We start from the raw sequence: 21,896 nt of genomic DNA, 5'->3' as shown, positions 1-21,896 counted from the left end.
TCAACAAACGATGGAGGAGGACCCGGGATGACCGTGGAGCTGGGGCTGGACACCTTCGGCGACGTCAGCGTGCGCGAGGACGGCACGCCCGAGACGGCGGCGCAGGTGCTGCGCCACGTCGTCGAGCAGGGGGTGCTGGCCGACGAGGTCGGGGTCGACGCCCTCGGGGTGGGCGAGCACCACCGGCCGGACTTCGCGGTGAGCGCCCCGGACGTGGTGCTGGCCGGCCTGGCGACCAGGACCACGCGGATCCGCCTCGGCTCGGCGGTGACCGTGCTCAGCTCCGACGACCCGATCCGGGTCTTCGAACGGTTCTCCACGATCGACGCCCTGTCCGGCGGGCGCGCCGAGGTCGTCCTGGGGCGGGGGTCGTTCACCGAGTCGTTCCCGCTGTTCGGGTACGACCTGCGGGACTACGAGACGCTGTTCAGCGAGAAGCTCGACCTGTTCAGCCGTCTCCTCGAGGAGCGGCCGGTGAGCTGGGAGGGCACGACTCGCCCGCCCCTGGTGCAGCAGGAGGTCTGGCCCCGCACCGGGTCCGGCCGGCTGGCCACCTGGATCGCGGTGGGCGGCTCGCCGCAGAGCGTCGTCCGGGCCGCCTCCTACCGGCTCCCGCTCATGCTGGCGGTCATCGGCGGACCCGCCGAGCGGTTCGCTCCCTTCGCCGACCTCTACCGACGCCTCCTCGCCGACGGCGGAGGCCCCGTCCTGCCGGTCGCGGTGCACTCGCCCGGCCACGTCGCCGAGACCGACGAGCTGGCCGCGACGCAGCTCTACCCGCACTTCAAGGCCAACCGTGACCGCATCGGGGCCGAGCGCGGGTGGGGCCCGCTGACCCCGCAGGACTACCGCGCGGAGATCGCGCAGGGCGCGCTCTACGTCGGTTCCCCGGAGACGGTCGCCCGCAAGATCGCCGCGACCGTCCGGTCCCTGGGTCTGTCGAGGTTCGACCTCAAGTACGCCAACGGGCCGATGCCGCACGGGCAGCTGATGCGCTCCATCGAGCTCTACGGCACCCAGGTCGCCCCCCGGGTCCGCGAGCTCCTCGCCGAGGGCTGAGCGCTCCGTCCCACCGGCGGGGTGTCGGTGCGCCGTGCCAGGGTGCGGGTATGTCGTTCCCGCGCTGCTCGATCATCCCGCCCCACGTGCTGCAACGGCTCCTGGCGGCCGAGCCCGGGATGCGACCGGCCGTGGAGTTCACCCTGCGGGACAGCACGCAGGTCCGCCACCGGCGCGAGGTCCTGGCCACCCGGTGGCCCGGGGGACACCCCCCGGCCGGTCAGGGCATCATCACCAGCCCGCTCCAGCAACGGGCTGCGCCCACCGCGCCGGCCACCGACGCCGTTCCCGCCGGGGTGCCCGCGGCGGCGACGCCCCGACGGTCGGTGCACGACGCGGGGCACGGCACGTCCCTGCCCGGGACGCTCGTGCGGTCCGAGGGTGAGGACCCCTCCGGGGACGTCTCGGTGGACGAGGCGTACGACGGGCTGGGCGCGACCTGGCAGCTCCTCGCCGACGTCTACGACCGGGACTCCCTGGACGGCCGCGGTCTGCCGCTCGTGGCCACCGTGCACTACGCGCGCGACTACGACAACGCCTTCTGGGACGGTCGGCAGATGGTCTTCGGCGACGGCGACGGGGTCTACTTCGACCGGTTCACCCGCAGCGTCGACGTCGTCGCCCACGAGCTGGCCCACGGGCTCACGCAGTACACCGCCGGTCTGACCTACGTGGGCCAGCCGGGCGCGCTCAACGAGTCCGCCTCCGACGTCTGGGGCTCGCTGGTCCGGCAGTGGGTGCGGGGTCAGACCGTGGACGAGGCGGACTGGCTCATCGGCGCCGAGCTGTTCACCGACCGGGTCCAGGGGGTGGCGCTGCGGTCGATGGCCGCACCGGGCAGCGCCTACGACGACCCGGTCCTGGGCCGCGACCCGCAGCCGGCGCACATGGACGACTACGTCGTGCTGCCGCACGACGCCGACAACGACAACGGTGGCGTGCACGTCAACTCGGGGATCCCCAACAAGGCGTTCCACCTGTTCGCCACCGCCCTGGGCGGTCACTCCTGGGAACGGGCGGGGCAGGTCTGGTACGACACCATGACGACGCGGGGCCTCGTGCCGCGCGACGTGGACTTCGTCCGGTTCGCGGACGCGACCCTCGCCGCGGCCCGGCGACGCTACGGCGACAGGGCCGAGGGCGAGGAGGTGACGCGGGCCCTGCAGGCCGCGTGGGCCGGCGTGGGGGTGCCGGTCGGATGACCCGACGGTTCACCCGCGCCGAGCTGGAGGGCTTCCGGGACGCCGAGGTCCCCGACCTGCTGCCGTCCGACGGTCGCGTACGGCTGCTCTTCGTGGGCATCAACCCGGGACTGTGGACCGCGGCCACGCAGACGCACTTCGCCCACCCCGGCAACCGGTTCTACCCGGCGCTGCACCGGGCGGGGATCCTGCCCGGGCCGGTCGACCCCGCCGCCGGCCTGGACGACGCCCAGCGCGAGACCCTGCTCCGTCGAGGGCTGGGGATCACCAACCTCGTCCGCCGCGCCACCGCCCGGGCCGACGAGCTGACGGCGTCCGAGCTGCGGGAGGGCGGCGCCCGGCTCCGTGCGCTCGTCCGGCGCGCGCCGCCCGTCGTCGTGGCGGTCGCGGGCATCACCGCCTACCGGACCGCCTTCGGCGAACGCCGGGCGGTCGTCGGCCGGCAGCCGGAGGACCTCGAGGGGGCGCAGCTGTGGGTGGTGCCCAACCCCAGCGGGCTCAACGCCCACGAGACGGTGGACACGCTCGCCACCGCCTACGCGCGGGCCGCCCGGGCCGCGGGGGTCCTCCCCGCCTAGACCACGGGCCGCAGGCGCGACGGCTTCCACAGCTGCTCGCTGCCCAGCGGTACGAACCCGTGCCGCAGGAAGAACCGCAGCGAGCGGGCGTTGCCCGGCGTGACGGAGGCCACGAGGACATCCCCGGCGGGCAGCCGGCCGAGGATGCCCTCCAGGAGGACGTCGGCATCACCGCCCTGCGCCTGGATGCCGACCTCGGGCAGCCCGCCGATCCCCAGGGACAGGGTCGCCAGCGCCGTGCTCGCGGGGTCCGGAAGTCCGTAGACGTCCACATGGTCGCGCCACTCGCCCGCATGGACGGCCCGGTCGGTCTCGGCGAGGTCGGGCCGGTGCACCAGGGGACCGCCCCGACCGGTGCCCCGGCCCACCAGGAGCACGTCGAGCACGTTGATCGGCCCGTCGCCGGCCAGGGCGACGGCGACGCGAGGGTCGTGCGCACCGCCGAACCCGTGGACGCCCAGGGCGGCCAGCTGACCGTCGGTGACGTGCTCGTCCACCACCATCACCGCGTGGCCGGTCAGGGCGACCGCGGCCTCGACCCCCGGCACCCAGGGCGTCGACCGGGAGAAGCCGCCGTCCGCCGCCGGGAAGCGACCCTCCGCCGCGTCGCGGATCAGCTCCCCCAGGTCGACCCGCGGGACCTCCAGGGAGGCACGGGAGGGCGGCGGCTGGGCGGGCTGGTGGGGTCCGGGCACGAGGGTCCAGTCTACCCGGGCCGGGTGCACCGATAGCCTGACCGCACGGCATACCCGCGAGGAGGCGAGGCGCAGATGAGTTCACCGGTGCTGCACGTCAAGGGCCAGGTCCTGGTCGGACCCGAGGAGGTGCTGGACGAGGTCTGGGTGGTCGACGGGCGGTTCAGCCTGAGCGCGCCCACCGGCGGCGACGTGGAGACGGTGCACGGGTATGCCGTCCCCGGGCTCGTCGACGCGCACTGCCACGTCGGGCTCGAGGCGCACGGCGCCGTGGACGATGCCCGCGCCGAGGAGCACGCGCTCGCGGAGAGGGACGCCGGGGCCCTGCTGCTGCGGGACGCCGGCAGCCCGGCCGACACGCGGTGGGTCCAGGAGCGCGAGGACCTGCCGCGCCTGATCCGTGCGGGCCGGCACATCGCGCGCACCAGGCGCTACCTGAGGAACTTCGCCTGGGAGATCGAGCCCGAGGACCTGGTCGAGTACGTGCGGCAGGAGGCCCGCAACGGCGACGGGTGGGTCAAGCTGGTCGGCGACTGGATCGACCGCGAGACGGGCGACCTCGGCGTGTGCTGGCCGGTCGACGTCCTGACCGAGGCGATCGCCGCGGCCCACGAGGAGGGGGCACGCGTCACGGCGCACTGCTTCGGGGAGCAGTCCCTCGTCGACTTCGCCGCCGCCGGGACCGACTGCATCGAGCACGCGACGGGTCTGACCGACGAGACGATCGAGACCTTCGCCCGGCAGCAGATCGCGATCGTCCCGACCCTGGTCAACATCGACAACTTCCCGGCGTTCGCCGAGGCGGGACGGGGCAAGTTCCCCACCTACGCCGACCACATGATGGACCTCTACGAGCGACGCTACGAGACGGTCGCCAAGGCCCGGGAGGCGGGCATCCCCGTCTACGTGGGCACCGACGCCGGCGGGCAGCTGCCCCACGGCTGGTGGCCCAGGAGGTGGAGGCGCTGACCCGGACCGGGATGACCGCCCTCGAGGCCATCGGGGCGGCCACCTGGTCCGCCCGCGCCTGGCTGGGCCGCCCGGGCATCGAGGAGGGCGAGTCGGCCGACCTGGTCGTCTACCGCGAGGACCCGCGTGCGGACGTGCGCACGATGGCCGCGCCGGACAAGGTCATCCTGCGGGGCGTGAGCCACCGGCACTCCGGCGCACGCGGCTGACCGGCCCGACGCCGCCGGTCGCCCCGGTCGGCCTCAGGCGGCCGACCCGCCCTCGAGAGACCCGGCGGACCGGGAGACGGCGAGCAGGACCTCGTAGGCCTGCACGGACAGGAACGCGGGCGGCTCCTCGGCGACGACGGCGTCCCGCAGGAGCCGCACGGCGTGCTGGAGCAGGTCCTCCCGGGCCCCCCGCCGCCGGATCAGCGCGACCTCGTCCTCGAGCACGCGGTCCAGCAGACGGGTCGACATCGTCGGTCCCTCGGCGAACCGGGTCTCGTGGGCGAGCCACTGCCACAGCTGCATGCGGGCCAGCTCGACGGTGCCGAAGTCCTCGATGTGGCCGGCGATCACGGCGGTGCCCTCACCCGCGAGCCACCCGGTCAGGTACGTCAACGACGAGCGCAGCGCCGTCCGCATGCCGGTGAGCGTGGCCGTGCCGGGCAGGGCGCTGACGTCGCGCAGGGCCTCGGGGTCCACGACCACCTGGGGCTCGTCCTCCCCCTGCGCCCGCCACCGGCCGGTCGCGTCCGCGCCCGCCAGACGGTCCCGTTCCTCGAACGGCGCCCGGGCCACCGGCACGAGGGCCGGGTGGAGGGTCCAGGCGCCGTCGAAGCCCTGCTTGGCCTCGCGGGCCTTGTCCCGGTGGACCCGGGCGTGGGTCATCGCGACCGACTCGTCGAACGGACCGCTGGCGGCCAGCGCGATGGGGCCGCCGATGGCCTGCACGCCCCGCCGGTGGCAGGTGCGGACGATGACCTCGGTGTAGGTCCGCAGGAAGCGGGTGTTCATCGTGAACGCGTCCCGGTCGGGCAGCGTGTGGTCCGGGCGGTGGCCGTAGGTGCGCAGGTGGGAGAAGACGTAGTCCCACCGGCCGGCGGCCAGCCCGGTGACCCGGTGGCGCAGCGCGTGCAGGATCTCCTCGAGCTGGTAGACCGCCTGCACGGTCTCCACCAGCACGCTGACCCGCGTGCACCCTGGGGGCAGCCCGAGGGCCCCCTCGCTGCGGGTCAGCAGGTCGTCCCACCAGGCGGCCTCCTCGCCCGTCTCCAGCTTGGGCAGGTAGAGGTAGGGGCCGGTGCCGTTGTCCAGCAGGCCCTGCCCGCACCGGGCGAGGAAGGTGACCACGTCGGCGACGGGTGCGCTCACCGGCTCGTCGTCCACCAGCAGGTGCGCCTCGGGCAGGTGCAGGCCGCGCGGGCGGACCATGAGGGTCGGCACCCTCGGCTCGGGGTCGCCGGCGCGGGAGCCGGCCACCTCGGCGATGACCTGGTGGGCGGCGGTCAGCCGGGCCGGGGTGGGGACCAGCATGTCCTCCAGGTCGGCCACCCAGACGTCGGTACCGGCACCCAGGGCCCCCTTGGCGGCCTCGGCGGTGGCGGGCGTGGCCAGCTCGACGAGGCGGTAGGTCAGGTCGGGCGGAGGGGGGGAGACCCGCCAGGTGGAGTCCTCCCGCACGGCCCGTGTCGCCTCGTCCAGCGCCAGGTCCTCCCCGGCCTGCACCCGCCGGCTGAGGTCCTTGCGGGTCCTCATCAGACGCAGCCGCTCGGGCCGGGTCGAGCGCTCCACGGCGGCCAGCGCCGTCAGTCCGTCGTCGTCCAGCAGGTCGGTGAGGTAGCTGTCCATCGGGCTGTCCTTGCCTCCGGGGCGGTTCTGCGGTCGGGGACGGTGGGCACCGGCCCGTCGAGGTCACGACGGTCCGGCGTGGCCCCGCGGGACGGCGGCACCCGGTGGCCGGCGACGAGGTCGCCGTCGGCCACCGGGTGCACCGTGGTGGGGTCGCTCAGTGCTGGAACTGCTCGGTCTCGGTGGAGCCCGACAGCGCCGTGGTCGAGGACTCCGGGTTGACCGCGGTGCTCACAGCGTCAAAGTACCCGGTGCCGACCTCGGACTGGTGACGCACGGCGGTGTAGCCCCGCTCGGCGTCGGCGAACTCGGCCTCCTGCAGCTCCACGTAGGCGCTCATCCCGGTCCGGGCGTAGCCGTGGGCCAGGTGGAACATCCCGTGGTTGAGCGAGTGGAAGCCCGCCAGGGTGATGAACTGGAAGGCGTAGCCCAGCTCGCCCAGCTTGTCCTGGAACTCGGCGATCTCGGTGTCGGACAGGGCGGCCTTCCAGTTGAAGGAGGGCGAGCAGTTGTAGGCCAGCTTCTGGTTCGGGAACTCCTTGTGCAGCTCCTCGGCGAACTCCCGCGCCAGGCCCAGGTCGGGCGTGCCGGTCTCGACCCAGATCAGGTCGGCGTAGGGGGCGTAGGCCTTGGCCCGGGCCAGCACCGGCTCGATGCCGTTGCGCACGCGGTAGAACCCCTCGGAGGTGCGCTCCCCGGTGATGAACGGCTGGTCGACCTCGTCCACGTCGCTGGTCAGCAGGTCGGCGGCGAGGGCGTCGGTGCGGGCGATGACGACGCTGGGCACGTCCAGGACGTCGGCGGCCAGGCGGGCGGAGTTGAGGGTGCGCACGTGCTGGGAGGTCGGCACGAGGACCTTGCCGCCCAGGTGGCCGCACTTCTTCTCGGAGGCGAGCTGGTCCTCCCAGTGCACGCCGGCGGCGCCGGCGGCGATCATCGACTTCATCAGCTCGAAGACGTTGAGGGGGCCGCCGAAACCGGCCTCGGCGTCGGCCACGATCGGCACGAAGTAGTCGGTGTCGGTCTCGCCGTCCATCCAGGCGATCTGGTCGGCCCGCTTGAGCGCGTTGTTGATCCGGCGCACGACGGCCGGCACCGAGTTGGCCGGGTACAGGCTCTGGTCGGGGTAGGTCTCGCCGGCCAGGTTGGCGTCGGCGGCCACCTGCCAGCCGGAGAGGTAGATCGCCTCGAGGCCGCCCTTGACCATCTGGACCGCCTGGTTGCCCGTCAGCGCGCCGAGCGCCCGGGTGAACGGCTTGGTCTCCAGGGCCTCCCACAGACGCTCGGCGCCACGGCGGGCCAGGGTGTGCTCCTCCACGACCGACCCGCGCAGCCGGACCACGTCTTCGGCCGAGTAGCGCCGCTGGACGTCGGCCCACCGGGGGTCGGAGGCCCACTGCTGCTCGAGCTCGACGGCCATCTCGGCCGGGGAGAGGCGGGTGTCGTTCGTCCGGGTGGTGGTGGTCATCGTTGAACCCCTGTCTGTCGTGGTGATCGGTCCGTGTTGACAACTGTGCCGCACCACTGGCCCCGCTGCACCCCCGAGGTGGTGTGAACTTTCGCACTTCTTTCGCTATCGTGCACAGATGACTACCGTGCACGAGCGGGTGCTGCCGTTCACCCCGTCCGCCCGGCTGGAGGGGACCGCGGACGGGTCCACGGCCGGCTCGGGGGATCCCGTGGCCCTCGGCCGACGCCTGCGCCACCACCGGCGGGAGGCCGGCCTGACCCTCGCCGCGCTGGCCGGGCGCACCGGGCTGTCGGCCTCGGCCCTGTCCCTGATCGAGAACGGTCGGCGCGAGGCCCGGGTGTCGACCCTCACGGCGCTGGCGCAGGCCCTCGGGGTCGAGGCCGACCAGCTGCTGGCCGGAGCGCCCCCCAGCAGGCGGGCGGCCCTCGAGGTGCGGTGGGAGCGGGCCCAGCGCTCGCCGGGCTTCGAGAGCCTGGGCATCCCCGAGGTGCGGGTCGGCCCGGGACTGCCGGACGACGCCCTGGAGGCGCTGGTGGGGATGTACGAGACGGTGGTCGGCCTGCAGCACCACCGGACGGCCACGCCCGAGTACGCGCGGGCCGCGAACGCCGAGCTGCGTCGGCTCATGCGGGAGGCGGACAACTACTTCCCCCTCATCGAGGAGCGGGCCGCCGAGCTGGCGGCGGTGGTCGACCACACCCACGGCCCCGTCACCCGGGAGGCGGTCAACCGCATCGCCCGGCACGTCGGCTTCACCATCGAGCCGGTCACCGACCTGCCGTCCTCCACCCGCACCGTGACCGACCTGGAGCACCGGCGCATCTACGTCCCCGTCCGTGGCGGCCACGACCTCCGGCGACCGCGCTGCAGGCGCTGGGCCACACCGTGCTGGGGCACGAGCCCCCGCGCGACTACGCGGAGTTCCTCGCCCAACGGGTGGAGATCAACTACTTCGCCGCCGCGGTCCTGCTCCCGCGCTCCAGCGCGGTGCCGTTCCTGCAGCGGGCCAAGCAGGACCGCGACATCGCCCTCGAGGACCTTCGGGACGCCTACGGGGTCTCGTTCGAGACGGCGGCCCACCGGTTCTGCAACCTGGCCACCCGCCACCTGGACCTGCGGGTGCACTTCATGCGGACCAGCGCCGACGGGGTGGTCTACAAGGCGTACGAGAACGACGGGATCCGCTTCCCGATGGACGCCTCGGGCGCATCGAGGGTGCCCGGGTGTGCCGGTCCTGGACCGCCCGCGTGGTCTTCGAGCAGCCGACGGGGGAGGTGTACCACCAGTACACCGACACCGGTCGCGGCACGTTCTGGTGCACGGCCGTGGCGGAGCAGACCCCTGCCGGCCGGTTCTCCGTCGCCGTCGGCGTGCCCTTCGACCAGGTGCGCTGGATGCGTGGCCGGGACACCACCCAGCGGCGGGTGTCGGGGTGTCCCGACCCGCGCTGCTGCACCCAGCCACCGCCGGAGCTCGCCCGGCGCTGGCAGGGCAAGGTGTGGCCCAGCGCCCGGGCCCACTCGCACCTGCTGGCGGTCATGCCTCCCGGCGTCTTCCCGGGGGTCGACGACACCGAGGTCCTCGGGTTCGTCGCCGAGCACGCCCGGCAGTGAGGTCCCGCCGGGCGGTTGGGGAAGACGTCGGTGTCTGGCACAATGGACCGCTGTACCCGTCCGGTCGCCCCGGCTGGACCGGACGCCTACACACCGGGCCACGACTCCCCGCAGTGATTCGCCTGCGGTCTCGCCGTGCCCACAACCCAGAACAGGAGACACCCCACACGTGGCTGTCAAGATCCGCCTGAAGCGCATGGGCAAGATCCGTGCACCGTACTACCGCGTCGTCGTCATGGACTCGCGCACCAAGCGCGACGGCCGTGCGATCGAGGAGATCGGCAAGTACCACCCCACCGAGGAGCCCTCGCTCATCGACATCGACTCCGAGCGGGTGCAGTACTGGCTCGGCGTCGGCGCCCAGCCGACCGAGCAGGTCGCCGCCCTGCTCCGGGTGACCGGTGACTGGCAGCGGTACAAGGGTGAGCCCGGCGCGGAGGGCACCCTGAAGGTCAAGGAGCCCCGGCCCGACAAGAAGGCCCTGTACGAGGCGGCCCTCGCGGCCGCCGACCAGGACGACGCCGACGCCCCGGCCACCAAGCGCCGCAGCAAGAAGGACAAGGCCGAGGAGCCCAAGGCCGACGAGGCGAAGGCCGAGGAGCCCAAGGCCGAGGAGACCGCGCCCGCCGCGGACACCGACTCCTCGGCGGCGTCCACTTCCGGCGACGAGGCGGCCGAGCAGACCGAGCAGGCCTGACCGTGCTCGAGGAGGCGCTGGAGCACCTGGTCAAGGGCATCGTGGACCACGACGGCGACGTGACCGTCCGGACCCGCGGCGCCCGGCAGGGGGACATCCTCGAGGTCCGCGTGCACCCGGACGACCTCGGCCGCGTCATCGGCCGCCGAGGTCGCACCGCCAGCGCGCTGCGCACGGTGGTGGGCGCCCTGGCCGGCGGTCAGAAGGTCCGGGTCGACATCGTCGACACCGACCGTCAGCGCTGAGCCCACGCCCGCTCCAGCACGGCCCGCCCGGCGCACCTGCGCCCGGCGGGCGTGCTGCGTCCGGCCCCACCCCATACCCTGCAGTTCCCCCACAAGGGAGGTAGCCCATGGTCCAGGACCGGCCGGAGATCGTCGCCGCACGCGTCGGGAGGCCGCACGGCCTCCGCGGGGAGGTCACCGTCCAGGTGCACACCGACGAGCCCGGACGGCGCTTCGTGCCGGGGGCCGAGTTCGCCACCGACCCCGTCGAGGCCGGTCCGCTGCGGGTGCGGTCGGTGCGGGTCCACCAGGGCATCTACCTCCTCGGGTTCGAGGGGCACCCCGACCGCACCGCCGCCGAGGCGCTGCGGGGCACCCGCCTGCTCGTTCCCGACGAGGACGCCGGGGACGACGAGGCCTGGCGCGAGGAGGAGCTGCTCGGCCTGGCCGTCGTGCTGCCGGACGGGACCCCCCTCGGCACCGTGACCGCCCTCCACCTGCGGCCCGCCCAGGACCTGCTCGAGGTCGACACCGGGAGCGGCAGCGTGCTCGTGCCCTTCGTCGAGGAGCTGGTCCCGGAGATCGACGAGGAGGCCGGGAGGGTCGTGGTCGACCCGCCGCCGGGCCTGCTCGAGCTGGGGGAGGGGAGGTGACCCTCCGGATCGACGTGGTGACGATCTTCCCCGACTACCTCGCGCCGCTGGACCTCTCGCTCATCGGCCGCGCCCGGCGCGACGGCCTGGTCGAGGTGCACGTCCACGACCTGCGGACGTGGACGCACGACCGGCACCGGACGGTCGACGACACCCCTTACGGCGGTGGCGCGGGCATGGTGATGCGGCCGGAGCCCTGGGGGGAGGCGCTGGACGAGATCTGCTCCGCCGTGCGCGGCCGGACCCCCCGGATCGTGGTCCCCGGTCCCGGCGGGGAGCCGTTCACCCAGGCCGAGGCCCGGCGGATGGCGTCGGAGGAGGACTGGCTCGTCTTCGCCTGCGGCCGCTACGAGGGCATCGACGAACGGGTCTACGAGGAGTTCGCCGGGCGCTACCCCCTGTCGGTCCTCAGCCTGGGCGACTACGTGCTCAACGGGGGCGAGGTGGCCGCGCTGGCGATGACCGAGGCGGTCGTCCGACTGGTCCCGGGGGTCGTGGGCAACGAGGCCTCCCTCGTCGAGGAGTCCCACGAGGACGGTCTCCTGGAGTACCCGGTCTACACCAAGCCGCCCGTGTGGCGGGGGCGTGAGGTCCCGGCCGTGCTGCTCTCCGGGCACCACGGGCAGATCGCCCGGTGGCGCCACGAGCAGCGGGTCGAGCGCACCGCGCAGCGCCGGCCGGACATGCTGGACCGCCGCGCCGCCGGCGACGGGCCTCAGCGGCCGACGATCTCCGCCTCGGAGTAGCCCTGCAGGTACAGCAGCGCCGTGAGGTCCCCGTGGTCGACCCGGACGTCGCACTGCTCGGCCACGACCGGCTTGGCGTGCAGCGCCACCCCGGTGCCGGCCAGCCCCAGCATCCCCAGGTCGTTGGCCCCGTCGCCCACGGCGATCGCGTCCCGGGGCCGCAGCCCGAGCCCGGCCGTGATCTCCCGGAGCGCCGCGACCTTGGCCTCCGCGCCGAGGATCGGCTCCTCCACCTCGCCGGTGAAGACCCCGTCCTGCTCCTGCAGCACGTTGGCGCGGTGCTCGTCGAACCCCACCCGTGCCGCTGCCTCGGCGGTGAACGGGACGAAGCCCCCCGAGACCAGGGCCGTACGGGCCCCGTGGGCGCGCATGGTGGCGACCAGCTCGCGGGCCCCGGGGGTCAGCGTGATCCGTTCGGTCAGGACGGTCTCCACGACCGAGGTGGGCAGGCCCGCCAGCAGCGCGACCCGGGCCCGCAGCGCTGGGCGAAGTCCAGCTCGCCGTTCATCGCGGCCGCGGTGATCGCGGCCACCTCCTGCCCCACCCCCGCGTGCGCGGCCAGCTCGTCGACGCACTCCTGCTGGACGATCGTGGAGTCCATGTCGGCGAGCAGCACCCGACGCCGCACGACCTCCGGCTGGACCACCGCGTCCACGCCCCGGTCCGACCAGGCCGCGCGCAGGTCGCGGAGCTCGTCGTCCGCGACGCGGCCCGCGAGCGGGACCTGCACCGCCACCCCGGTGGCCAGCCACCGGGGCTCCCCGGCGTCCCACGCCACCGGCAGCCCCTCCGCCGCGGTGCGGGGGAGGCGGGTGCGGGCGGGGTCGGTGAGGAGCGTCAGCACGGGCACGCGCCGATCGTAGGCCGCCGGTGACGGACTTGGACGCCCGGCCGGGGTCTGGCAGACTTGACCCTTGCGTCCCGGTCCGGTTCGCCGAAAGCCTCGCGCCCCTGCCACAGGGGGAGCCGCGCGGGGGACCCGGCCCGCGCGACACCCACCGACACCGTCCGTGCCGGCCCCCGGGCCCGGCGGACCAGAGTGCCGTGGCCGACCTGTGGCGGCCATGAGCAGCAGGAGACGAACCATGCACCAGCTCGACGACGTCAACGCCGCCAGCCTGCGGACCGACCTGCCCGACTTCCGGGCGGGCGACACCATCGACGTCCACGTCCGGGTCATCGAGGGCACCCGCTCCCGGATCCAGGTCTTCAAGGGCGTCGTGATCCGCCGCCACGGTTCCGGGGTGGGCGAGACCTACACCGTCCGAAAGGTCTCCTTCGGCGTCGGCGTGGAGCGCACCTTCCCGCTGCACTCGCCGAACGTGGAGAAGATCGAGGTCGTCAGCCGTGGCGTCGTCCGGCGCGCCAAGCTCTACTACCTGCGCGACCTGCGCGGCAAGGCCGCCAAGATCCGCGAGCGTCGCGAGTCCGGCCCCGCGCCGAAGAGCGCCGCGAAGGCCGCCGCCACGGCCCAGAAGGCCGACGAGCAGGCCTGACCCGCCCGCGCACCGCATACCCGATCCCCCGCCCGGCACCGACCGGCGGGGGATCGGCGCTCTCCCAGCCCGGCGGGTTAGGGTCGTCCCGGCCCCGGCGCCCCGGTGCCGCGGGGGAGGATCCCCGCCGACGAGATGAGGACCACGCAGGTGAGCGACCGCACCAGCCACGACGCGCAGCCGCACGCCGCCGGGGCCGGGCCCTCCCGCACCGGCGGGTTCTGGCACGGCGTGCGCGAGGTCGTCCTCATCGCGGTGACGGCCCTGGTCATCTCCTTCGTGGTCAAGACCTTCCTCGCCCAGGCCTTCTACATCCCCTCCGGGAGCATGGAGGACACGCTCGCCGTCGGGGACCGGGTCATGGTGAGCAAGGTCCAGGCGGGCCCCCTGGCCGTGGACCGGGGCGACATCGTCGTCTTCGAGGACCCGGGAGGCTGGCTGGGCCCGATGCCCCGGACCGAGCGCGGACCGGTCGTCGAGACCGTCCTCGACGTGCTGCGGTTCGTGGGGGTCGCCCCCGCCGACGAGGGCAACCACCTCATCAAGCGGGTGGTCGGGACGCCGGGGGACGAGGTCGTCTGCTGCGACGACCAGGACCGGATCACCGTCAACGGGCAGGCCCTCGAGGAGGACTACCTCTTCCCGGGGGACGTGCCCAGCACCACCCCGTTCCAGGTGACCGTCCCCGAGGACCACGTCTGGCTCATGGGCGACCACCGCTCCAACTCCCGGGACTCCCGGGCGCACGACGACGGCACCGGCGAGGGCGCGGTCCCCCTGGACCACGTGGTCGGGCAGGCGTTCGTGCTGCTCTACCCCTTCGACCACGCCACCTGGTTCACCGTCCCCGACACCTACGCCGACGTCCCGGAGCCGGAGGGGCGATGACGTCCACGACGGCCCGACCCCGCCGGGGTGCCGGCACCTCGGGACGACCGAGCCTGCGCGTGGAGCGGTCCCTGCACCGGGAGGGGTATGCCGTGCTCGCGGGCATGGACGAGGTCGGACGCGGGGCGCTGGCCGGGCCGGTCACGGTCGGGGTCGTGGCCGTCGACCCGCTCTGCCGCAGCGCGCCTCCCGGGGTGCGCGACTCCAAGCTGCTGACCCCGGCGGCTCGGGAACGGCTGGTCCCGGCCATCCGGCGGTGGTGCGTGGCCTGGGGGGTGGGCCACGCCACCGCCCAGGAGATCGACGCCGTGGGCATCATGTCGGCGCTGCGGCTGGCCGGCGAGCGGGCGCTGGCCCAGCTGCTCACCGGTGTCGACCTCGTCCTGCTGGACGGCAGCCACGACTGGCTCACCGACCCCGGCCGGGACGGGCTGCTCGGCCTGCTGGACGACCGGCCCGCGCCGCCGCCGGTGCGCACGATGGTCAAGGCCGACCTGCGCTGCTCCTCGGTGGCCGCGGCGTCGGTCCTGGCCAAGGTGGAGCGGGACGCGATGATGGTGCAGATGGCCGAGGAGCACCCCGCCTACGGGTGGGACCACAACAAGGGCTACGCCGCCCGCGACCACCAGGAGGCGCTGCGGCTCCTGGGGCCGTGCGCGCAGCACCGCCGCACCTGGCGGCTGGCCGGCTCGGACCTGGACGAAGGGAGTGCGCGATGAGCGCGGAGGACCTGGAGAAGTACGAGACCGACATGGAGCTGGCGCTCTACCGCGAGTACCGCGACGTCGTCGGGCTGTTCTCGCACGTCGTCGAGACCGAGCGGCGGTTCTACCTGGCCAACGAGGTGGACGTGCAGGTGCGTACCGGCGGCGGGGAGACCTGGTTCGAGGTGACGATGGCCGACGCCTGGGTGTGGGACGTGTACCGCCCGGCCCGTTTCGTCAAGCAGGCCCGGGTCATCACCTTCAAGGACGTCAACGTCGAGGAGCTGGCCAAGTCCGACCTCGAGGTGCCCAAGGAGCCCCCCTTCGGGCGGTAGCCCCGACCGGCCCTCCACATCGTCGGGGCCCGTCCCGTCCCGGTCCCCAGGGGGCGCTCGCCCGGTGGTCCGCCGCGGGTCCGCCGCGTTGACTGACGCCACGGCGCCGCGGTCGGCGGGGCCGGTGGACGCGAGGAGGGGTGCATGTCCGGTGGGGGTATGCCGTGGCGGGAGGCCCGGCGGGTCGGGGACGACGGGGAGGAGCTGGCCCGCCTCCACCTGGAGGGGCTGGGCTGGCAGGTCGTGGACCGCAACTGGCGGTGCCGGCACGGGGAGCTGGACCTCGTGGCCAGGGACGAGCAGGGCGAGCTCGTCTTCTGCGAGGTCAAGACCCGACGCTCGGCCCGGTTCGGCAGCCCGGTCGAGGCGGTCGACGACGCCAAGGCCCGGCGGCTGCGGCGGTTGGCGTGGGCCTGGCTGGCCGAGCACGGGAGCAGGTCGGCCGCCTTCCGCATCGACCTGATCGGGATCCTGGCCCCGGCCGGAGCGCCGCCCCGCCTCGAGCACCTGCGGGCGGTGGCCTGATGAGCCTGGCACGCACCTGCGGCACCACGCTGGCGGGCGTCGAGGGGCAGCTGGTCACCGTCGAGGCGCACGGCGCCGACGGGCTGCCGACCTTCGTCATGAGCGGGCGCCCGGACAGCGCCTGCCGCCAGGGGCCCGACCGGATCAGGGCCGCCTTCCGCAGCCTCGACCTGGAGCTGCCTCTGCGGCGGTGGACGATCAACCTCTCCCCGGCGGCGGTGCCGAAGGTCGGCAGCGGACTCGACCTGGCCGTCGCCGCGGCGCTGCTCGCGGCCCAGGAGCACGTCCCGGCCGCCGTCGTCGACCGGGTCGCCCACGTCGGGGAGATCGGGCTCGACGGGACGGTCCGCCCGGTGCCGGGGGTGCTGCCCATGGTGGTCTCCGCCGCGGCCTCGGGGGTCCGGGAGGTGCTCGTGCCCGTCGACAACGCCCGCGAGGCCGCGTTGGTGGAGGGCGTCGACGTCCACCCGGTCCGCACGCTGCTCGACGTCGTCCACCACCACCGGGCCCGTGCGGCCGGAGGGACCGCGGACCTGCCCGGCCCCGGCCCGGCACGGCACCAGGACCAGCGGCTCCCCGACCTGGTCGACGTGGCAGGACAGGCCCAGGCGCGGGCCGCCCTGGAGGTGGCCGCGGCCGGTGGTCACCACCTGCTCATGGTCGGCCCGCCGGGAGCGGGCAAGACGTTGCTGGCGGAGCGGCTGCCGGGGATCCTGCCCGCGCTGACCCCTCAGGACGCCCTCGACGTCTCGGCCGTGCACTCCGTGCTGGGCGCCCTGCCGGCGGGAGGCGGCCTGCTGACCAGGCCGCCGTTCGTGGCGCCCCACCACAACGCCTCGATGGCCGCGGTGGTGGGAGGTGGGTCCGGGACGGTCCGACCCGGGGCGGTGTCCCGCGCCCACCGCGGAGTCCTCTTCCTGGACGAGGCGCCGGAGTTCCGGCGCGACGTCCTCGACGCCCTGCGCCAGCCGCTGGAGTCCGGGGAGGTGGTCGTCGCCCGGGCCGACCGGCACGTGCGCATGCCCGCCAGGTTCCAGCTCGTGCTTGCCTGCAACCCCTGCCCGTGCGGTGAGACCGGTGGCCGGTGCAGCTGCCCGCCCGCCCGGCGGGCGGCCTACTTCTCCCGGCTCTCGGGGCCGCTCCTGGACCGGGTCGACGTCAAGGTGCGGCTGGGCGCGGTGACCAGGGCCGACCTGTCCCGGGGGCCTGGTGAGCCCAGCGAGGCGGTGGCCGCCCGGGTGCAGGCCGCCCGGGCACGGCAGCGGGACCGGTGGGCCGGACTGCCCTTCACCGTCAACGCCCAGGCGCCGGGAGCGTTCCTGCGCGACGGCCGGTGGCGGCTGCCGGGCCCCGACCGCCGTCCCCTCGACCAGGCTCTCGACCGCGGCCAGCTTACGCTGCGCGGCTTCGACCGCTGCCTGCGGATCGCCTGGACCCTGGCCGACCTCGCCGGTCTGGAGCGACCCGGTTACCCGCAGGTGCGGCAGGCGCTCCACCTGCGTGACGCGGTCGGGGTGAGGGCGGCGTGAGCGCCCGGCCCGCCCCGTGGTCGCTCGACGAGCGACGGGCCCGTGTCCTGCTCGCCCGGTCCGCCGAGCCCTACGACGAGAAGGTCCAGGCGCTGGTGGCCGACCTCGGTCCGGTCGACCTGGTGGGTCATGCGCTCAGGGACGGCCGCACCCCGGGCGGGGTCGGCCTGGAACGGCTCGCCGCCCGGCTGCCCCGGGCGGCCGAGCTGGACGAGGACCGGGTCTGCCGCACGCTGGGCGCACGGCTGCTCGTCCCGGGCGACGCCGAGTGGCCGGTCGCCCTCGACGCCCTCGGCGCGCCACCGTGGTGCCTGTGGGTGCGTGGCCCGCTGGCGCTCGACGAGGTCGGGGAGCGCAGCGTCGCCGTCGTCGGGGCGAGGGCCAGCACGGCCTACGGGGAGGAGGTGGCCGTCCGGCTGTCGTTCGCGCTGGCCGAGCGGGGGTTCACCGTGGTCTCGGGCGCCGCCTACGGCATCGACGGCGCCGCCCACCGGGCTGCGCTCTCGGCCGACGGCCCGACCGTGGCGGCGCTCGCCGGCGGGGTCGACGTGCCCTACCCCCGGGCCAACGCCGACCTCATCGCGCAGATCGGGGCGCGCGGTCTGCTGCTGAGCGAGACGCCGCCCGGAGGGGCACCGGCGCGGATGCGCTTCCTGGCCCGCAACCGGCTCATCGCGGCCCTGGCCGCCGGCACCGTCGTCGTCGAGGCGGGGCTGCGCTCCGGCGCGCGCTCGACCGCCCGGGAGGCCCGTGAGCTGGGCCGGCACGTGATGGCGGTCCCCGGCCCGGTCACCAGCGTCATGTCGGCCGGCTGCCACGAGGAGATCCGGGCGGGCGCACCCTCGTCACCGACGCGGCGGAGGTGGCCGAGCTGGTCGGCCGGGTCGGTGCCGACCTCGCCCCGGTCAAGCGCGGCCAGGTCCTGCCGGAGGACGCGCTGCCCGACGAGCAGCGCCGTGTCTGGCAGTGGCTGCGGCCGCGCAGCAGCGTCGACGTCGACGAGCTCGTCGTGCGGTCGGGGCTCGAGCTGGGGGAGGTGCTCGTGGCGCTGGGGGAGCTGGAGGACCTCGGGCTGGCCGAGCAGCTCCTCGACGGCTGGCGACGGGCGCCCGGTGGCGGGCACGGCGCCGGCGGACGGCGGGGCCGAGGATGAGACGTCACGGCCCGGCGGCGTCCGCCCTGTGCGCGCTCCTCGTCGCGGTCCTGCCCCCGCCGGCCGGGGGCGTCCCGACGGATGAGCCGGTGCCGCCGCCCCCGGCTCCGGGGGTCGCAGCACCTGCGGACGGGGCGTGGACCACCCCGCCGCCAGGGGACGCCGTCCTGGCCGGTCCCCGGGACCGCCGACCCCCGTGGGAGTGGCCGACCGTCACCGTCCGGGCCGTCGCCCGGCCCTTCGACCCGCCCGCCCGACGGTGGCTCCCTGGGCACCGCGGGGTCGACCTGGTCGGGGTCCTGGGCGAACCGGTCCGTGCGGTCGACGACGGGGTCGTCAGCTTCAGCGGCACGATCGCGGGGGTGGGCGTGGTGAGCCTGACCCACGCGGACGGCCTGCGCAGCACCTACCAGCCGGTCTCGCCCTCGGTGGCCGCCGGGGTGACGGTCGCGCGGGGCCAGCAGATCGGCGACCTGGACGCGGGCGGCCACTGCCTGCTGCTGCACTGCCTGCACCTGGGGGCCGTGCGTGGGCGCGACAGCTACCTCGACCCGGCCCTGCTGCTCGGGCAGGTGCGGCTCACCCTGCTGCCGTCCTCCGGGACGGCCGGGTGACCGGCCCGGGCCGCGCGGACCCGGGGGGGGGAGGGGATGGGACGGTTCCCGGCGCGCGCCCCCGACGGGGGGTGTCAGGCGCGGGGGTGCGCCTGCTCGTAGGCGGCGCGCAGCCGCTCCACGGACACGTGGGTGTAGAGCTGGGTCGTCGCCAGGCTGGAGTGACCGAGGATCTCCTGCACCGCCCGCAGGTCGGCACCCCCGTCCAGCAGGTGGGTGGCGGCGCTGTGCCGTAGGCCGTGGGGGCCCATGCTCGCCGTGTCGGGGAGGTGCTCCAGGAGACGGTGCAGGGCGGCCCGCACCTGCCGCTGGTCCACCCGCCGCCCCCGGCGGCCCAGGAACAGCGCCGGCCCGGACGCCGGTGTCACCAGGCGGGGCCTCCCGCTGCCCAACCAGTGCTCGAGCGCCTCCGCCGCGGGCGCACCGAACGGGACGATCCGTTCCTTGTCGCCCTTGCCCAGGACCTTGGCCGTGCCGGCCGGCAGGTCGAGGTCGTCCACGTCCAGGCCCGTCAGCTCGCCGACCCGCATGCCCGAGGCGTAGAGGAGCTCCAGGGCGGCCCGGTCCCGCAGGTGGAGGGGGTCGTCGTCGTCCGCCGCGACCGCCGCGAGGTCCATCAGCTGCTCCGCCTGGCGGGACCGCAGCACTCCCGGCAGCGAGGAGTCGCGGCCCGGCGCCACGAGCCGCAGGGCAGGGTCCGTGGACGTCCGGCCGGTGCGCCGGGCCCACGCGAAGAAGGTCCGGGCGGTCGCGGCCCGACGGGACACGGACGACCGTGCCGCACCCGCCGAGCCCAGCGAGCCCAGCCAGGCGCGCAGGTGGGCCAGCACGACCTCGTCGAGGTGCCCGACCCCCCGCCCGGCCAGGAACCCGTCGAGGGCGCGCAGGTCGCCGAGGTAGGCCCGGACGGTGTGGGCGGAGCGCCCCTTCTCGACCCGCAGATGGTGCTCGAACGCCGCCAGCAGCTCGGGGTCCACGGGCCCGGCCATCCTCACCACCCCTGCCCCGCCGCGACCGGTCCGGCCGGCTCCGACGCCCTGCGCTCGACCCTGGTCCCGGCCACCCGGTCGTGCAGCCCCCGGCCGCCCACGAGGGAGGGGACGGCGCACGCCGCGGCGAGGGCCAGCGAGGCCACCACCATGGCCACGGCCCAGCCGTGCTGGACGTCCAGGACGGCCCGGCTGACCCCGAGGTGGGCCAGCTGCCACGGGGCTGCCTTGACGAGGTTGCGCAGCCACACCGCCGTGACCGTCGCCCGGCCGCCGTCCTGGCCCGCGACCACGAGGTGGTTGACCCGCTTGCCGAGCGTGGCCCGCACCCCCGAGGTCTCGGTCAGGACCAGGTAGAGCACGTAGGGCAGCACGGTGCCCAACGTCACGAGCAGGTCGGTGGCGAGCAGGGCCCCCGCGGTGGGGGTGGCCGTGGCGCCGGCCGTCCACGAGCCACGGGTGAGGAACGCGACGAGGGTGAGCGCCGCGAGCCAGACCCCGACGACGAGCCAGTCGACCAGCCACGAGGCGACCCGCGGCCCTGGCGACGGGTGCCACCGATGGCGCTCCGGCGCAAGGGCACCGACCGGTGGGGTCGTGCCGGAGGTCTCGGCGGACGTCATGCCGTCAGCGTCTCAGCCCCGGCCGAGGACCTGGAGGCGGCTCGCCGCCTCCTGCAGCACCTCGTCGCGCTTGCAGAAGGCGAACCGGACCAGCGAGGACACCGGGGCGGGGTCGCTGCAGAACACCGACACCGGGACCCCCACCACGCCCAGCTCCACCGGCATCCGCCGGCAGAAGTCGACCGCGTCCTCGACGCCGTGACCGGCCAGGTCGGCGACCACGAAGTAGGTGCCCTCGCTGGGCGCGACGGGGACGCCCACCCGGGCCAGCGCCTCCACGAGCAGGTCCCTCTTGACCTGGAGCTGGGCCGCGAAGCCGGTGAAGAACTCCGTCGGCAGACGCAGGCCGAGGGCGACCGCCGGCTGCACGTGCGTGACCCCCACGAAGGTGAGGAACTGCTTCACCGCGGCCACGGCCGACACCGCCTCCTCGGGACCGGTCACCCACCCCGTCTTCCAGCCGGTGAGGGAGAAGGTCTTGCCCACCGACGAGATCGTCAGGGTGCGCCCGGCCATCTCCGGCAGCGTCGCGATCGGCACGTGCGTGCGGCCGTCGAAGACCAGGTGCTCGTAGACCTCGTCGGAGACGACCCACAGGTCGTGCTCCCGGGCGATCGAGGCCAGCCCCTCGAGCTCCTCCGTCGTGAACACCTTGCCGGTGGGGTTGTGCGGCGTGTTGAGCAGCAGCACCCGGGTGCGGGGGGTGACGGCGTCGCGGACGGCGTCCAGGTCGAGGTGCAGGTCCGGGAGGCGCAGCGCCACGGACCGGCGCACGCCGCCGGCCAGGGCGACGGCGGCGTCGTAGGAGTCGTAGGCGGGCTCGATCACCACGACCTCGTCCCCGGGCTCCACCAGCGCCAGCAGCGCCGCGGCGATGCCCTCGGTGGCCCCCACCGTCACCAGCACCTGGGTGTCCGGGTCCAGCGGTATGCCGTAGAAGCGCCGTTGGTGGTCGGCCACGGCCTGCCGGAGCACGGGCAGCCCCCTGGCCGGGGCGTACTGGTTCAGGCCGGTCCGCAGGCCCTCGGCCGCCGCCTCCAGCATCTGCGCCGGGCCGTCGGTGTCCGGGAAACCCTGCCCGAGGTTCACCGCGTCGTGCTCCAGCGCCCGCTGGGTCATCTCGGCGAAGATCGTCGTGCCGAACGGGCGCATCCTGGACACCAGTGGCGAGCTCATGGCCCCCACCGTAGCCGCGCCCGGGAGATTGGGCCGGGCACCCGCACTGGCGTATCATGCTGGCACGTGTGGTGTGCCCTGCCCGCATCGCGGTCGGAGCCGCCACACGAATTCGCGCCCGGGCG

At 74.8% G+C, this 21,896-nt stretch carries 23 protein-coding genes and 4 pseudogenes; 19 read left to right on the top strand and 8 right to left on the bottom strand.

Going from position 1 to position 21,896, the window contains the following annotated elements; all coding sequences use genetic code 11:
• Positions 1-27: 27 nt before the first annotated feature.
• The 3 genes from BJF81_RS11370 to BJF81_RS11360 are packed head-to-tail and all read left to right on the top strand — an operon-like array spanning position 28 to position 2,839.
• Positions 28-1,059: an LLM class flavin-dependent oxidoreductase gene (locus tag BJF81_RS11370; protein ID WP_075958429.1), complete on the top strand. Its 1,032-nt coding sequence runs from the start codon at positions 28-30 to the stop codon at positions 1,057-1,059.
• Between the two features lie 50 nt (positions 1,060-1,109).
• A complete protein-coding gene (locus BJF81_RS11365) occupies positions 1,110-2,261 on the top strand; it encodes a M4 family metallopeptidase (protein ID WP_075958428.1) in 1,152 nt (383 codons plus the stop codon).
• Positions 2,258-2,839, top strand: coding sequence for a mismatch-specific DNA-glycosylase (locus BJF81_RS11360; RefSeq protein ID WP_075958476.1), 582 nt, complete (start codon positions 2,258-2,260; stop codon positions 2,837-2,839). The genes BJF81_RS11365 and BJF81_RS11360 overlap by 4 nt, the downstream gene beginning before the upstream one ends.
• Here the strand turns inward: BJF81_RS11360 and BJF81_RS11355 are convergent.
• Entirely contained in the window at positions 2,836-3,534 is a 699-nt protein-coding gene (locus BJF81_RS11355) for a hypothetical protein (RefSeq protein WP_083664172.1), read from the bottom strand. The two genes, BJF81_RS11360 and BJF81_RS11355, sit on opposite strands and share 4 nt — an antisense overlap.
• A 75-nt stretch (positions 3,535-3,609) precedes the next feature.
• Between BJF81_RS11355 and BJF81_RS11350 the strand changes: the two are divergent.
• Positions 3,610-4,712, top strand: a pseudogene (locus BJF81_RS11350) (amidohydrolase family protein).
• A gap of 33 nt (positions 4,713-4,745) precedes the next feature.
• Here BJF81_RS11350 and BJF81_RS11345 read toward each other — a convergent pair.
• Both BJF81_RS11345 and aceA read right to left on the bottom strand, forming a co-directional pair.
• The gene (locus tag BJF81_RS11345; protein ID WP_075958427.1) at positions 4,746-6,335 is read right to left on the bottom strand and encodes an aldolase/citrate lyase family protein; all 1,590 of its coding nucleotides are present in this window, start codon (positions 6,333-6,335) and stop codon (positions 4,746-4,748) included.
• Between the two features lie 157 nt (positions 6,336-6,492).
• A complete protein-coding gene (gene aceA / locus BJF81_RS11340; RefSeq protein WP_377465521.1) occupies positions 6,493-7,755 on the bottom strand; it encodes an isocitrate lyase in 1,263 nt (420 codons plus the stop codon).
• 166 nt (positions 7,756-7,921) lie between these two features.
• Between aceA and BJF81_RS21095 the strand changes: the two are divergent.
• The 7 genes and pseudogenes from BJF81_RS21095 to trmD all read left to right on the top strand — a co-directional run.
• A pseudogene (locus BJF81_RS21095) lies at positions 7,922-8,149 on the top strand (helix-turn-helix domain-containing protein); the annotation flags it as partial.
• Between the two features lie 92 nt (positions 8,150-8,241).
• A pseudogene (locus tag BJF81_RS21090) lies at positions 8,242-8,829 on the top strand (hypothetical protein); the annotation flags it as partial.
• 200 nt (positions 8,830-9,029) lie between these two features.
• A complete protein-coding gene (locus BJF81_RS21085; RefSeq protein ID WP_342447138.1) occupies positions 9,030-9,419 on the top strand; it encodes a hypothetical protein in 390 nt (129 codons plus the stop codon).
• Positions 9,420-9,588: 169 nt separating this feature from the next.
• Entirely contained in the window at positions 9,589-10,116 is a 528-nt protein-coding gene (rpsP, locus tag BJF81_RS11330) for a 30S ribosomal protein S16 (protein WP_075958425.1), read from the top strand.
• Positions 10,117-10,118: 2 nt separating this feature from the next.
• A complete protein-coding gene (locus tag BJF81_RS11325; RefSeq protein WP_075958424.1) occupies positions 10,119-10,361 on the top strand; it encodes an RNA-binding protein in 243 nt (80 codons plus the stop codon).
• Between the two features lie 107 nt (positions 10,362-10,468).
• Positions 10,469-10,993, top strand: a complete 525-nt coding sequence (rimM, locus tag BJF81_RS11320) for a ribosome maturation factor RimM (RefSeq protein ID WP_075958423.1) — start codon at positions 10,469-10,471, stop codon at positions 10,991-10,993.
• Positions 10,990-11,700 (top strand): annotated as a pseudogene (gene trmD / locus BJF81_RS11315) (tRNA (guanosine(37)-N1)-methyltransferase TrmD); the annotation flags it as partial. The gene rimM and the pseudogene trmD, both read left to right, overlap by 4 nt.
• An 8-nt stretch (positions 11,701-11,708) precedes the next feature.
• Here trmD and BJF81_RS18655 read toward each other — a convergent pair.
• The gene (locus BJF81_RS18655) at positions 11,709-12,188 is read right to left on the bottom strand and encodes an HAD family hydrolase (RefSeq protein ID WP_237770211.1); all 480 of its coding nucleotides are present in this window, start codon (positions 12,186-12,188) and stop codon (positions 11,709-11,711) included.
• Complete coding sequence (locus BJF81_RS19720; RefSeq protein ID WP_237770201.1) at positions 12,158-12,589, bottom strand: hypothetical protein; 432 nt, start codon at positions 12,587-12,589, stop codon at positions 12,158-12,160. The genes BJF81_RS18655 and BJF81_RS19720 overlap by 31 nt, the downstream gene beginning before the upstream one ends.
• Positions 12,590-12,824: 235 nt before the next feature.
• Here BJF81_RS19720 and rplS point away from each other — a divergent pair, with 235 nt between their 5' ends.
• From rplS to BJF81_RS11270, 8 genes are all read left to right on the top strand, one after another.
• Positions 12,825-13,235 carry a 50S ribosomal protein L19 gene (rplS, locus tag BJF81_RS11305; RefSeq protein WP_075958421.1) on the top strand — a complete coding sequence of 137 codons (411 nt, stop codon included), beginning with the start codon at positions 12,825-12,827 and terminating at the stop codon, positions 13,233-13,235.
• A gap of 150 nt (positions 13,236-13,385) precedes the next feature.
• Entirely contained in the window at positions 13,386-14,123 is a 738-nt protein-coding gene (gene lepB, locus BJF81_RS11300; protein WP_237770200.1) for a signal peptidase I, read from the top strand.
• Complete coding sequence (locus BJF81_RS11295) at positions 14,120-14,842, top strand: ribonuclease HII (protein ID WP_075958420.1); 723 nt, start codon at positions 14,120-14,122, stop codon at positions 14,840-14,842. The genes lepB and BJF81_RS11295 overlap by 4 nt, the downstream gene beginning before the upstream one ends.
• Positions 14,839-15,162 (top strand): DUF2469 domain-containing protein, encoded by a 324-nt coding sequence (locus BJF81_RS11290; RefSeq protein WP_075958419.1) that lies wholly within the window; start codon positions 14,839-14,841, stop codon positions 15,160-15,162. The genes BJF81_RS11295 and BJF81_RS11290 overlap by 4 nt, the downstream gene beginning before the upstream one ends.
• Positions 15,163-15,306: 144 nt before the next feature.
• Positions 15,307-15,687 (top strand): YraN family protein, encoded by a 381-nt coding sequence (locus tag BJF81_RS11285; protein WP_237770199.1) that lies wholly within the window; start codon positions 15,307-15,309, stop codon positions 15,685-15,687.
• Positions 15,687-17,216: a YifB family Mg chelatase-like AAA ATPase gene (locus tag BJF81_RS11280; protein WP_075958417.1), complete on the top strand. Its 1,530-nt coding sequence runs from the start codon at positions 15,687-15,689 to the stop codon at positions 17,214-17,216. The genes BJF81_RS11285 and BJF81_RS11280 overlap by 1 nt, the downstream gene beginning before the upstream one ends.
• Positions 17,213-18,454, top strand: a complete 1,242-nt coding sequence (gene dprA, locus BJF81_RS21575; protein ID WP_446740557.1) for a DNA-processing protein DprA — start codon at positions 17,213-17,215, stop codon at positions 18,452-18,454. Before BJF81_RS11280 ends, dprA begins: the two co-directional genes overlap by 4 nt.
• A 4-nt stretch (positions 18,455-18,458) precedes the next feature.
• Positions 18,459-18,983, top strand: a complete 525-nt coding sequence (locus BJF81_RS11270; RefSeq protein ID WP_237770198.1) for a M23 family metallopeptidase — start codon at positions 18,459-18,461, stop codon at positions 18,981-18,983.
• Positions 18,984-19,057: 74 nt separating this feature from the next.
• Here BJF81_RS11270 and BJF81_RS11265 read toward each other — a convergent pair whose 3' ends face one another.
• Genes BJF81_RS11265 through BJF81_RS11255 form a run of 3 tightly spaced genes read right to left on the bottom strand, consistent with a single transcriptional unit; the run spans position 19,058 to position 21,771 of the window.
• Positions 19,058-19,972, bottom strand: coding sequence for a tyrosine recombinase XerC (locus tag BJF81_RS11265; RefSeq protein ID WP_075958415.1), 915 nt, complete (start codon positions 19,970-19,972; stop codon positions 19,058-19,060).
• 2 nt (positions 19,973-19,974) lie between these two features.
• Positions 19,975-20,595, bottom strand: a complete 621-nt coding sequence (locus BJF81_RS11260; RefSeq protein ID WP_075958414.1) for an RDD family protein — start codon at positions 20,593-20,595, stop codon at positions 19,975-19,977.
• A gap of 12 nt (positions 20,596-20,607) precedes the next feature.
• Positions 20,608-21,771, bottom strand: a complete 1,164-nt coding sequence (locus BJF81_RS11255) for a pyridoxal phosphate-dependent aminotransferase (RefSeq protein WP_075958413.1) — start codon at positions 21,769-21,771, stop codon at positions 20,608-20,610.
• Between the last annotated feature and the right edge of the window lie 125 nt (positions 21,772-21,896).

This window comes from Ornithinimicrobium sp. CNJ-824 (assembly GCF_001942405.1).
GTDB lineage: Bacteria > Actinomycetota > Actinomycetes > Actinomycetales > Dermatophilaceae > Ornithinicoccus > Ornithinicoccus kibberensis.
This window is presented reverse-complemented; position numbering and strand designations above follow the sequence as displayed.